Source organism: Kineococcus endophyticus, from assembly GCF_040796495.1.
In the GTDB taxonomy this organism is placed as follows: domain Bacteria; phylum Actinomycetota; class Actinomycetes; order Actinomycetales; family Kineococcaceae; genus Kineococcus; species Kineococcus endophyticus.
This window is the reverse complement of sequence record NZ_JBFNQN010000001.1, coordinates 396,246-408,413: the sequence shown is the minus strand read 5'-3', so window position 1 is coordinate 408,413 and position 12,168 is coordinate 396,246. Positions and strand designations below refer to the sequence as shown.

Here is a 12,168-nt window from a genome sequence, read left to right as displayed (position 1 = left end):
GGGGTCGATGGTAGGCGCCGGGTCCGACACGGGCCGGTCCCGACACCCGGTGCGGGCCGTCAGTCGGCCAGGCGCTCCAGCGCGGTGGCCAGGTCGGCCGGGTAGGAGCTCGTGAACTCCACGGGCTGCCCGGTGCCGGGGTGCACGAAGCCGAGCCGGACGGCGTGCAGCCACTGCCGGGTGACGCCGAGGCGGGCCGCCAGCGTCGGGTCCGCCCCGTACGTGAGGTCGCCGACGCACGGGTGGCGCAGCGCGGCGAAGTGGACGCGGATCTGGTGGGTGCGGCCGGTCTCGAGGTGGATCTCGGCCAGGGCCGCGGCACGGAAGGCCTCGAGCACCTCGTAGTGGGTGACGCTGGGCTTGCCCTCGGCGGTCACCGCGAACTTCCAGGCGCTGCCGGGGTGCCGGCCGATGGGGGCGTCGATGGTGCCCCGCAACGGGTCCGGGTGGCCCTGGACGAGCGCGTGGTAGACCTTCTCGACCGTCCGCTCCTTGAAGGCGGCCTTGAGCGCCGTGTACGCGTGCTCGCTCTTGGCGACGACCATGAGCCCCGAGGTGCCCACGTCGAGGCGGTGCACGACCCCCTGCCGCTCGGCGGACCCCGACGTCGCGATGCGGTAGCCCGCGCCCGCCAGGCCCCCCACGACGGTCGGCCCGGTCCAGCCCGGGCTGGGGTGGGCGGCGACGCCCACCGGCTTGTCGACGACGACCAGGTCGTCGTCGTCGTGGACGATCGTCAGGCCCTCGACCGTCTCGGCGACGAGCGTGGGCGCCGCCGGGGGGTCGGGCACCTCGATCTCGAGCCAGGACCCGGCGCGCAACCGGTCGGACTTGCCGACGGCGGCGCCGTCGACGACGACGAGGCCGTCGGCGGCGAGCTCGGCGATGCGCGTGCGGGACAGGCCGAGCAGCCGGGACAGGGCGGCGTCGACGCGTTCGCCCTCGAGACCGTCGGGCACGGGCAGGCTGCGGACCTCAGGCACCGTCGGCCTCCCGCCGGGTCGAGGCGTCCGGGGCGGGGGTCTCGCGGGTCTGCCGGGTGCCGTCGAGCCCCACGCCGCGCACGGCGAGGACGGCGATGAAGACGGCGGCGACGCAGATGCTGGCGTCGGCGACGTTGAAGATCGGCCAGTGGGGCAGCTGCAGGAAGTCCACGACGTGGCCGCGCGCGAAGCCCGGCGCCCGCAGCAGGCGGTCGGTCAGGTTGCCGGTCGCCCCCGCGAGCAGGAAGCCGAAGGCCAGGGCCCACGGCAGGCTGCGCAGCTTGCGGGACATGCGCACGACCACGACGACCACGACGGCGGCGAGGACCGTGAAGATCCACGTCGCCCCGGTCGCGAAGCTGAACGCCGCCCCGGGGTTGCGGATCAGGTGGAACTGCAGGACCTCGCCCACGAAGGGACGGACGACCCCCGGTTCGAGGTTCGCCACGGCCAGCACCTTGGTGACCTGGTCGAGCACGTACACGACGGCCCACACCAGGAGCGTCCAGAGGGCGCGCCGGGGACGGCGGGACCCACCGGGCGGTGCGTCACCCGCTGTGTCACCCCTGGGGTCGGTCGGGGGGTCGGACGGTGTTCCGGCGGGGGTCTCGGCTGGGCTCATGGCGGCCCCAGTCTCCCACGGCCGCTTCCTCCCCCCGGGCCCGCGACGCCCGGGAGGAGGAACGGCGGCACGAACCCGTCAGCGGCGCTCGGCCTGGGACTTGCAGGGCATGCACAGCGTGACCCGCGGGAACGCCTGCAGCCGGGCCTTGCCGACCGCCCCGCTGCAGGACTCGCAGACGCCGTAGGCGCCGGAGGACATCCGGACCAGGGCGCGCTGGGTCTGCTCGAGCAGGTCGCGCGCGTTGTTGACGATCGTCATCTCGTGCTCGCGGCCGGCCGTCGTGGCGCCGTGGTCCACCTGGTCGTCCCCGGACCCCTCGGCGCTGGAGCGGACGAGCGCGGAGAAGGAGGACGTCGCGTCGTCGAGCTGACGGGTGAGGCGGTCCACCTCCGTCATGAGCTCGGAGCGGACCTCGGCCAGCTCCTCGGGAGTCCACGCCTCCTCGGAGTCCTTCACCGGCAGCTCGCGCACCGCCGCCGCCCGGGCGGCCCTGCCCGTCAGTCCCGTCGTCGTCGCCCCCACCGCCGCGCCCGCCATCGCGGTGGGCTCCGTCGTCCCCGCAGACACTCCGTGCACCGTGGTCCCCCCTCTCGTCGTGTGCGGCCGTGCTGCCGCGTGCGGGAGACACTAGGGACTATCACCCTCTGTGAGCAACCGGAAACAGAAAGTCGCCAGAACTGATCCGTCCGGGTGGGACGACGACAGCCGCCGCCCCGGTATGGGGCGGCGGCTGCGGTCGAGCGGAGCGGGTCCGGCGTCAGCGCGAGACGGCGTCGTCCGGGACGACGCGGGCGACCCGGCGCAGGTCCTCCAGCTGGGAGGCGATGAACTGCTCGAGCTGCTCGCGGTAGGTGGTCTCCCGGCCGTGCAGCTGGGTGATGACCTCTTCGAGGGCGACGCGGCGGCCCTCGAGCTCGCCCAGGGTGCGGTCGCGGCGGGCCTCGGCCTCGGCGACCACGCGCTCGGCCTGCTCCTGCGCGGACAGCACGAGGGCGTCGCGCTGCGACTCGCCCTCGCGGACGTACTCGTCGTGCAGGCGCTGGGCGAGCGCGATCACGCCCGCGGCGCGGGACGCGGCGTCGTCCCCGGCGGGCTGGGCCGCGGCGGCCTCGACGAGGGCCGGCTGCGGCTGCGGCTCGGGCTCCGGCTCGGGCGCCTTCTCCAGGGTCGGGGCGGCCTGCGGCACCTCGGCGGCCTCCCCGGCTGCGGCCCCGGCACCGGTGCGCGTGAGCTCGGCCACGCGGGACTGGCACTGGTTCAGCTGCCCGCGCAGCTCGGAGTTCTCCGCGTTGAGGCGGCGCAGCTCGGCGACGACCTCGTCGAGGAAGTCGTCGACCTCGTCCTGCGCGTACCCCTCGCGCACGCGCGTGGGGTTGAAACGCTTCTCGACGACGTCTTCCGGAGTGAGCGGCATCTTGTGCACCTCTGCTGACGGGCGGGTTCCGACGGTGACCGCCCGGACGGACGGTGGCTCACGTCTCACGGTAGCGGACGTGATCGCGCCCGACCCGGACAGCGGGCCGCGGGGCCACCCGTCCGGGCGGCGGCCCGGGCGCGGTGGTCACCCGGAGGCACCACCGGCGCGCCCGGCCCGGCGGGGCGACCTCAGGACAGGGCGGCCCGCTGGGACAGCCCGTCGAAGGTCGGCATGAGGATCGAGCAGAGGATCGCCAGGACCAGGAAGGCCAGGTCGAGCTGCACGGCTCCGAGGCGCAGCGGCGGCAGGACCTTGCGCAGCGCCTTCAGCGGCGGGTCGGTCACCGTGTAGACGACCTCGGCGAGCACGAGGACGACCCCGCGGGGACGCCACTCGCGCGAGAGTGCCTGCACCCAGTCCAGGACAAGACGCCCGATCAGGCAGATGAAGAAGAGCAGGACGACGATTTCGAGGAGCTTGAAGACCACGGCCACGTCGTCATCCTGCCTGATCGGGACGGGTGCCGGGGTCCGGCGCCACCCGTCAGGACTGGTTGAAGAAGGTGCGCTCCACGGGACGCTCCTCCTCCTGCGTCGCGACCTCGACGTTCGCGGGCGAGAGCAGGAACACCTTGTTGGTCACGCGCTCGATGGACCCGTGGAGGCCGAAGACGAGCCCGGCGGAGAAGTCGACGAGGCGCTTGGCGTCGGAGTCGTCCATGTCCGTGAGGTTCATGATGACCGGCACGCCCTCGCGGAACGACTCGCCGATGATCTTGGCCTCGTTGTACGTCCGCGGGTGGATCGTCGTGATCCGGTGCAGCTCCGAGGAGGACGACGGGGCCGGGGAGCTGGAGGTCTGGGAGACCACGTGGGCCACCTGCTTCCTGATCGGGGTCACCTGGGCCGTGGTCGCCGTGGCGGCGCGCCGCTCCGCCGCCGGCTCGGGGCGGGGGTCGTGCCGCACCTCCAGGCGCGGCTCGGGACGCGGCTGCTCCCGCGGTTCGGGCCGCGCCGTCGCGGTCGTCTCGACCCGCGGTCGGGTCTGGTCGACCTCGCCGTCCTCGGCGTAGCGGTCGTCCTCGGCGAGGCCGAGGTAGACCATCGCATTGCGCAGCGCGCCGGCCATCGCAGGCTCCTCGGGATCGTGCTGGTCAGTCGTCGGGTGGGGCTGTGGGTGGTGCGGGCGGCCCGCCCGGAGGGCGTGACCTGCTGTCGGACGCTACCGCGCGGGCGGACGAGATCCGAGGATCGCGCTGCCGACACGCAGGTGTGTCGCCCCGGCCGCGACGGCCTCCTCGAGGTCGCCGCTCATCCCGGCCGAGACGTCCACCGCGCCGGGGTGCAGGGCGCGCACGCGCTCGGCGGTGCGGGCCAGCTCCGCGAAGGCGCGCGCCGGTTCGACCCCCTGCGGGGCGACCGCCATGACGCCGCGCAGCGCGAGGTGCTCCCCCGCCGCGACGGCGTCGGCGACGCGCAGGACGTCGTCCCCCACGGCACCGCCACGACCCGCGTCGACGTCGAGACCGAGCCCCGCGGCGAGGTCGACCTGGACGAAGCAGCCGACCCGGCGGCCGGCGTGGGCGGCCCCGGCCTGCAGGGCCGCGGCCAGGCGGGTCCGGTCGACGGAGTGCACGACGTCGGCGTAGCGCGCGACCGACCGCGCCTTGTTGGTCTGGAGCTGGCCGACGAAGTGCCAGCGCAGGTCGAGGTCGGCCAGCTCCGCCGCCTTGGACGACGCCTCCTGGTCCCGGCTCTCCCCCGCGTCCGCCACGCCGAGGCCGGCCAGCCGGCGCACGTCGTCGGCCGGGAAGAACTTCGTCACGACGACGAGGGTGAGGTCGCCCGGGTCACGGCCGGCGGCCCGCGCCGCGGCGGCCGTGCGCTCGCGGGTGCGCGCCAGCCCGGCCGCCAGCTCCTCGGTCCGGTTCACGCGAGCACCACGACGCCGGCCGACCGGCCGGTGCTCCCGTCGCGGCGGAACGAGAAGAGGTCGTCGTGCTCGACGGTGCAGCGGCCGAGGTCGCGGGCGGGGACGCCGAGGGCGTCGAGCTGGGACCGCACCCCGGCGGCGACGTCGACGGCCGCCGTCCCCCACCGCGTCCGGGCGCGGGCGGCGGGGACCTGCGCCGCGACGTCGTCGGCCATGGCCTGCGGGACCTCGTAGCAGCCGCCGCAGACGGAGGGGCCGAGGGCGGCGAGGAGGTGGCGAGCACCCGCCGACCGCATCGCGGCGACGAGGGCGGGCACGACGCCCGCGACGAGACCGGGACGACCGGCGTGGGCGACGCCCACGAGACCGCCTCCGGCGTCGGCGAGCAGGACCGGGACGCAGTCGGCCACGACCACGGCCACGGCGATGCCCGGGACCCGGGTGAACAGGGCGTCGGCCTCGGGGGCCGTCGCCGGCGGGCTGACGACCTCGACGACGTCCGCGCCGTGCACCTGGCGGGGCACGACGAGGACGTCCGCACGGACGCTGCGCCGCAACGCCTCGCGGTGCGCGGCGACGCGGGCGGGGTCGTCCCCGACGTGGTCGCCGAGGTTCAGCCCCGCGAAGGGGGCCCGACCGGTGCCGCCCGCGCGGGTGGTGAACCCGCCGTGGACGCCGGCCGGCAGACCGGCGTCCAGCAGCGGGACGGTGCTCAGGGGTGCGTCGGTAGCCACCTCAGCGGACCGTGCGACTCACTTGAGGAAGTCGGGCACGTCCAGGTCGTCCTCCTCCGGCCGGGGCCGGCTCGGACGACGGGCGGCCGCGGTGTCCTGCGGCAGCTCGATGATGCGCGGCACCTGGACCGGGTCCGGCGACGGCACGACCTGGGGCGCCTGCTGGGCGTACTGCGGCTGCTGCTGCGGCTGCTGCTGGGCCGGGGCCGTCGGCTGGGCCTGGGTGTACTGCGGCGTGGGCGCCGGGGCCTGGTAGCTCGGCGCCGGCTGCTGCTGGGCAGGCTGCTGCTGCGTGTACTGCGGCTGCGGGGCGTACGTCGGCTCCGGGGTCGCCGGGCGCGTGGTGCGCGGGGGCACGGCGCTGGCCGGGACCGGGCGGCCGGAGACCTGGCCGAGCGCGCGCTCGTCGCGACGGCTCTTCGGGGTGCCCGCGTCGAAGCCCGCGGCGATGACGGTGACGCGCACCTCGTCGCCGAGGGCGTCGTCGATGACCGTCCCGAAGATGATGTTCGCCTCGGGGTGCGCGGCCTCCTGGACCAGGCGCGCGGCCTCGTTGATCTCGTACAGGCCGAGGTCGGAACCGCCCTGGATGGACAGCAGGACGCCGTGGGCGCCATCGATGCTGGCCTCGAGGAGCGGGGAGTTCACAGCCGCCTCGGCGGCGTGGATGGCGCGGTCGTCCCCGCGCGCGGACCCGATGCCCATGAGGGCGGACCCGGCGCCCTGCATGACCGACTTCACGTCCGCGAAGTCGAGGTTGATCAGCCCCGGCGTGGTGATGAGGTCGGTGATGCCCTGGACACCGGACAGCAGGACCTGGTCGGCCGACTTGAAGGCGTCGAGGATGCTGACCGTCTTGTCCGAGATCGACAGCAGCCGGTCGTTCGGGATGACGATGAGGGTGTCGACCTCGTCGCGCAGCTCGGCGATGCCGCTCTCGGCGGAGTTCGCGCGGCGGCGGCCCTCGAAGACGAACGGGCGCGTCACGACACCGATCGTCAGGGCGCCGAGCGAGCGGGCGATGCGGGCCACGACGGGCGCGCCGCCGGTGCCGGTGCCGCCACCCTCGCCGGCGGTGACGAAGACCATGTCGGCGCCCTTGAGCACCTCCTCGATCTCCTCGGCGTGGTCCTCGGCCGCCTTGCGGCCGACCTCGGGGTCGGCGCCGGCGCCGAGCCCGCGGGTGAGTTCGCGGCCGACGTCGAGCTTGACGTCGGCGTCCGACATCAGGAGCGCCTGGGCGTCGGTGTTGACGGCGATGAACTCGACGCCCTTGAGGCCGACCTCGATCATCCGGTTGACCGCGTTCACACCACCGCCGCCGACGCCGACGACCTTGATGACCGCTAGGTAGTTCTGCGGAGCTGCCACGGTGGTTGCCTCTCGCCTCTTTCGCCTGGTCTGTCCGTGCTGCGAAACCCTGACCCTCAAGTAGAGGGTCAACGTTATGTCACGTTCTGCTGGGTGGTGACCGTAGGGAGCCGGACGGGGCAAAGGCAACCGATGGCGCGGCGTGTCGCGACAACACGTCGATCGGATGCGGATCGGAGGGCGACTACCACGTTCCGTCGACCTGCCCGGACGGTGCGTGACGTCCTGCGGGGCCGGCCCGGGCCGCGCGGTGGGATCGTCGACGCAGCCGGCTCACCTGGTGAGCGCGCTGCGTCGACGATCCCCCCTGGTGGCGGGGACTGGCCGACGGAGCGGCCGGGTCAGGGAGTGACGGCGGGGGCGTCGGGGGCGGAGACGTCGACGGACCGCGCCGCGGCCACCGTGGGGTCGGCGAGCATCCGCAGGAGCACCTCGGCCTTGCGCTCGGGGCGCGACGCGTCACCCCACACGACCGTGGGGCCCTTCGCCAGGCGCAGGGTGACGGCGTCCGGGCCGGTCGCGGAGATCGACGCGACCTCGCTGCGCACCTGGTCGCCGAGCGAGGCGTTGACCGCGATCGCGGCCTGCAGGGCGGCGCTCCCGGCCTTCGCGACGTCGACGTCGAGCGTGGGCACCCCCGCCGGTGCGGCGTCGGCGTGCACGAGCACGTTGCCGTCCCCGTCGACGAGGTCGACTCCCCCGGCGGTCGACGGGACGGCCGCGACGGCCTGGCGTTCGTGCACCGCGACGACGAGCGTCGACGGCCAGGACCGGGAGACGTCCACGCTCTGCACCAGCGGCAGCGCGGCGAGACGGCGCGACAGCGAGCGGGCGTCGACCCGGGCGAGCGGCGTCCCGTCGACACCGGCGAGGATCCGCTGCACCGCAGCGGGATCGGTCCGCTCGACCCCCGTCGTGCGGACCTGCTCGACCCGCAGCCAGGGCGAGGCGAGCAGCACCCACCCGGCCGCGACGAGGACGAGGAGGACCGCCCCGAGGGCGAGGGCGGACCGCCGGCCCGGGCGCCAGCGACGGGCCCGGCGGGCCCCGGCGAGGTCGGCGACGCGGGCGCGTGCACCGCTCCCGGCACGTGGAAGGGGCGGGACCGCGGGGCGTGCCGTGGGCGTGGCCGTCCGCGCCGGACGCACGGGCCGCGCGGGCCGGACGGGCGCCGCGTCGGTGGCCCGCGCGGCGCGCCGGCGCTGCGGGGCACCGGTCACCTTCGGGGGCTGCTCCACCGGGGGCGCGGGAGGCTGACGGGGCCGGGTCGGGCGGGCCATCAGCGCCGTTCCAGGGCGTCGAGGACGCGGGGACCGAGGGTCGTCACGTTCCCGGCCCCGACGGTCAGCAGGAGGTCGCCGGGCCGGACGAGGTCCACGAGCACGGCGGTCGCGTCCTCCAGGCGCGGCACGTACCGGACGTGCGCGACGTCCAGGGGCACGGCGTCCGCGACGAGAGCACCCGTGACCGCGGGGTCGGGGTCCTCCCGCGCGACGTAGACGTCGAGCAGGACCACCTCGTCGGCCAGCGCCAGCGCCTGCCCGAACTCCCGGGCGAAGGTGCGCGTCCGGCTCACCAGGTGCGGCTGGAAGACGACGACCACCCGGCCGTCCCCCGCGACGGGTCGCGCGGCGCGCAGGAGCGCCTCGACCTCGGTCGGGTGGTGGCTGTAGTCGTCGACGACCCGGACTCCCCCGGCCTCGCCCTTGAGCTCGAACCGGCGGCGGGCGCCCCCGAAGGAGGCCAGCCCGGCCAGGACGGCGTCGGGGTCGGCGCCCAGCTCGACGGCGGCGCAGAAGGCCGCGGCCGCGTTGCGCAGGTTGTGCTCGCCGGGCACCGCGAGCCGCAGCTCCCGCGGCCCGGTGCCGTCGTCCAGCCGCGCGGTCGGCGCCGGACCCGGCCGCACGTCGGTCAGGACCACGTCGGCGGCGGGGCTCGTGCCGTACGTGCGCACGCGCACGCCCCGCGCACGGGCGCGGTCGGCGAGGGCGGCCGAGCCGGGGTCGTCCGCGCAGGCGACGAGGAGGCCACCGGGCTGCAGGCGCGCGAGGAACTCGTCGAAGGCGGCGGTGTACGCCTCGGCGGTCCCGTAGTGGTCGAGGTGGTCCGGTTCGAGGTTCGTGACGACGTCGACCACCGGCGCGTACTCGCGGAACGACCCGTCGGACTCGTCGGCCTCGGCCACGAACGGACCGGACCCGTCGCGGGCGCCGCCGTCGGTGCCGCCCGTCAGCTCCCCGCCGATGGCGTAGGAGGGGTCCAGCCCGGCGGCCACGAGCGCGACCGCGAGCATGGACGTCGTCGTCGTCTTGCCGTGCGTCCCGGCGACGGCCACACCACGGCGGCCGGCCATGAGGGCGGCGAGGGCCTGGGAGCGGTGCAGCACCCGCAGACCGCGTCCGCGCGCCGCGACGAGCTCGGGGTTGCCCTCGCGGACCGCCGAGCTCACGACCAGCGTGTCGCCGGCGCCCAGGTCGGCGAGGTTCGCGGGGTCGTGCCCCACGCACGTGCGGATGCCCAGTTCCGCCAGCCGGTGCAGCGTGGCCGAGTCGACGGCGTCGGTGCCCGAGACCTCGACGCCGCGAGCGGCCAGGAGCCGGGCGACGCCGGACACGCCGACGCCACCCAGGCCGAGGAGGTGGACGCGGCCGAGGTCGGCCACGGAGAGCACGCCGGTCACCGCGCCGCCGCCTCGACGAGGTCCGCGAGCCGCTCGTCGCCGTCCAGGACGCCGAACCCGGCGGCCGCGCGGGCGGAGTCGGCCAGGGCCGTGCGGTCGGACAGCAGGGGCAGCACGCGGGAGCGGACGAAGGCGGCGTCGAGGTCGGCGTCGGCGACGAGCACGCCACCGCCGGCGGCGACGACCGACTCGGCGTTGCGGCGCTGCTCGCCGTTGCCGATGGGCAGCGGGACGTACACCCCGGGCAGACCGAGCGCGGTCAGTTCGCTGACGGTGCCCGCGCCGCTGCGTCCGACGACGAGGTCGGCGGCGGCGTAGGCCGTGTCCATGCCGTCGAGGTACTCGCGCACGACGTACCGCGAGGTGTCCGTCCCCTCCGGCAGCGGGACGGACTTGCCGCGGCCGCAGGCGTGGAGCACCTGGACGCCCGCCCCCAGCAGGTCCGGGGCGCACGCCCCGAGGACGTCGTTGATGCGCTGGGCGCCCAGCGACCCGCCCGTCACCAGGAGCGTCGGGGTGTCCGGGTCGAGGCCGAGCTCGGTGCGGGCCTCGCGGCGCAGCGCGTCCCGGTCCTGCGCGCGGGCCAGGTCGACGACCTCCGACCGCAGCGGCATGCCCGTGTGGACCGCGCCGCGCAACGGCGTCCCGGGGAAGGTCACGGCCGTGCTGCGCGCCCAGCGGGCGCCGAGCCGGTTCGCGACCCCCGGGAGGGCGTTCTGCTCGTGGACGACCACGGGGACCCCGGCGCGACGGGCGGCCAGGTAGGCCGGGACGGCGACGTAGCCGCCGAACCCGACGACGACGTCCGCCTGGACGTCCGAGATCGCCCGGGCGGCCCCGGCGACGGCCGCCCGCAGTCGGCCGGGCAGGCGCAGCAGGTCCGCGGAAGGCTTGCGGGGCAACGGGACGCGAGGCACCACGGCGAGCTCGTAGCCGCGCTCGGGCACGAGGCGCGCCTCGAGCCCCTGGGCGGTGCCGAGGACGAGGAGCCCGGTCCCGGGGTCGCGGCGGCGCAGGCGGTCGGCCGTGGCGAGCAGCGGCGCGACGTGGCCGGTCGACCCCCCGCCGGCGAGCAGGACGTTCACCGGCCCGCCTTCCCGGCCCGGCCCCGCGCCGAGCGCGACCGGCCCGGCCCGCGGTGCGGCAGGACGGCCAGGGACCGCGCCACGACCGACTCCCGGGTCCGGATCGCCTCGGGCGCCCCCGGTTCGGCGCGGGCGAACGACAGCAGGATGCCCATGCCGAGCAGGGTCAGGACGAGCGCGGAACCACCCGCGGAGATGAGCGGCAACGGGACCCCGATGACGGGCAGCAGGCTGAGGACGACGCCCATGTTGATGAGGGCCTGCCCGAGGATCCACGCCCCGACGCCCGCGACGGCGAGCTTGGTGTAGAGGTCCTCCGAGCGCCGGACGAGCCGCATCACCATGAGGGCGATGACGCCGAACAGGACGAGGATGGTCAGGGTCCCGGGCAGGCCCAGCTCCTCGCCGATGATGGCGAAGATGAAGTCGTTGTGGGCCTCCGGCAGCCACGACCACTTCTCCCGCGACGCCCCGAGGCCGAGGCCCCAGAACCCGCCGGAGGCGAGCGCGTACTGGCCCTGCACGGGCTGCCAGGCCAGGCCGCGGATGTCGTCCGACGACGCGGCGCCGGAGACCCAGTGGGCCACCCGGTCCATGCGGTTCTGGCTCGTGACGACGGCGAGGACGGCGACACCCGCCGTCACGGCCCCCGCGAGGGCGAACCAGCGGCCGGGGATCCCCGCCACCCAGAGCATGACGACGACGACGGCCATCATGATGAGCGCGGTCCCGAGGTCGCGCGTCAGCAGGACGATCCCGACGGTGAGGCCGACGGGGAGCGCCATGGCGCCCAGCAGCTTCACCGGGTCCCCCAGGCAGTCCCGACGCCGGGTCAGCGCCATCGCGAGCGCGAGGATCAGGGCGACCTTGGCGGCCTCGGAGGGCTGGGCCTGGAAACCTCCGACGACGATCCAGTTCCGGTTGCCGTTGACGACCTTGCCGATGCCCGGCACGAACACCAGGAACTGCAGGAACGCGGCCCCCAGCAGGGCGGGCAGGGCCAGCCGCTGCCACATCCGGGCCGGGACGCGGCTGGCGACCGTGAGGACGACGGCGCCCAGGACCGCGTACATCGCCTGGTTCTTGAAGATGGCGAACGGGGAACCCGTGGCGGTCAGGGACTCCACGCTGGAACTCGACAGCACCATGACGAGGCCGATGACGACGAGCACCGACGTCGTGGCCAGCAGCACGTGGTGGGTGGCGAGCGGGGAGTCCAGCAGCCGCGTCCGTTCCCGGACCCACTCCCCCGTCGCGTCCAGCCACGTGGGCCGGCGCCAGCGCTCGCTCCAGCGGCCGGTCGCGCTGGGGACCCGCTGGCGCGCTCCCTCGACGGCCACG

Annotated in this window: 13 protein-coding genes; all 13 read right to left on the bottom strand. The window is 75.5% G+C overall.

Annotation, left to right across the window (positions count from 1 at the left end):
- Positions 1-59: 59 nt before the first annotated feature.
- Entirely contained in the window at positions 60-983 is a 924-nt protein-coding gene (locus AB1207_RS01945) for an RluA family pseudouridine synthase (RefSeq protein ID WP_367636079.1), read from the bottom strand.
- Positions 976-1,479 carry a signal peptidase II gene (lspA, locus tag AB1207_RS01940; RefSeq protein WP_367636078.1) on the bottom strand — a complete coding sequence of 168 codons (504 nt, stop codon included), beginning with the start codon at positions 1,477-1,479 and terminating at the stop codon, positions 976-978. The genes AB1207_RS01945 and lspA overlap by 8 nt, the downstream gene beginning before the upstream one ends.
- A 204-nt stretch (positions 1,480-1,683) precedes the next feature.
- Complete coding sequence (locus tag AB1207_RS01935; protein ID WP_367636077.1) at positions 1,684-2,184, bottom strand: TraR/DksA family transcriptional regulator; 501 nt, start codon at positions 2,182-2,184, stop codon at positions 1,684-1,686.
- A 181-nt stretch (positions 2,185-2,365) separates the two neighbouring features.
- Positions 2,366-3,022 carry a DivIVA domain-containing protein gene (locus AB1207_RS01930; protein WP_367636076.1) on the bottom strand — a complete coding sequence of 219 codons (657 nt, stop codon included), beginning with the start codon at positions 3,020-3,022 and terminating at the stop codon, positions 2,366-2,368.
- 191 nt (positions 3,023-3,213) lie between these two features.
- Entirely contained in the window at positions 3,214-3,519 is a 306-nt protein-coding gene (locus AB1207_RS01925; RefSeq protein WP_367636075.1) for a YggT family protein, read from the bottom strand.
- Between the two features lie 49 nt (positions 3,520-3,568).
- Positions 3,569-4,153: a cell division protein SepF gene (locus tag AB1207_RS01920; RefSeq protein ID WP_367636074.1), complete on the bottom strand. Its 585-nt coding sequence runs from the start codon at positions 4,151-4,153 to the stop codon at positions 3,569-3,571.
- Positions 4,154-4,246: 93 nt separating this feature from the next.
- Positions 4,247-4,957: a YggS family pyridoxal phosphate-dependent enzyme gene (locus AB1207_RS01915; RefSeq protein ID WP_367636073.1), complete on the bottom strand. Its 711-nt coding sequence runs from the start codon at positions 4,955-4,957 to the stop codon at positions 4,247-4,249.
- The gene (gene pgeF / locus AB1207_RS01910) at positions 4,954-5,691 is read right to left on the bottom strand and encodes a peptidoglycan editing factor PgeF (RefSeq protein WP_367636072.1); all 738 of its coding nucleotides are present in this window, start codon (positions 5,689-5,691) and stop codon (positions 4,954-4,956) included. Before pgeF ends, AB1207_RS01915 begins: the two co-directional genes overlap by 4 nt.
- Before the next feature lie 18 nt (positions 5,692-5,709).
- Complete coding sequence (gene ftsZ, locus AB1207_RS01905; RefSeq protein WP_367636071.1) at positions 5,710-7,062, bottom strand: cell division protein FtsZ; 1,353 nt, start codon at positions 7,060-7,062, stop codon at positions 5,710-5,712.
- 341 nt (positions 7,063-7,403) lie between these two features.
- Positions 7,404-8,300, bottom strand: coding sequence for a cell division protein FtsQ/DivIB (locus tag AB1207_RS01900; RefSeq protein ID WP_367636070.1), 897 nt, complete (start codon positions 8,298-8,300; stop codon positions 7,404-7,406).
- A gap of 41 nt (positions 8,301-8,341) precedes the next feature.
- Positions 8,342-9,742, bottom strand: a complete 1,401-nt coding sequence (murC, locus tag AB1207_RS01895; protein ID WP_437178842.1) for a UDP-N-acetylmuramate--L-alanine ligase — start codon at positions 9,740-9,742, stop codon at positions 8,342-8,344.
- Entirely contained in the window at positions 9,739-10,827 is a 1,089-nt protein-coding gene (murG, locus tag AB1207_RS01890) for an undecaprenyldiphospho-muramoylpentapeptide beta-N-acetylglucosaminyltransferase (protein ID WP_367636069.1), read from the bottom strand. The genes murC and murG overlap by 4 nt, the downstream gene beginning before the upstream one ends.
- Entirely contained in the window at positions 10,824-12,167 is a 1,344-nt protein-coding gene (gene ftsW, locus AB1207_RS01885) for a putative lipid II flippase FtsW (protein WP_367636068.1), read from the bottom strand. Before ftsW ends, murG begins: the two co-directional genes overlap by 4 nt.
- Position 12,168: the final 1 nt, after the last annotated feature.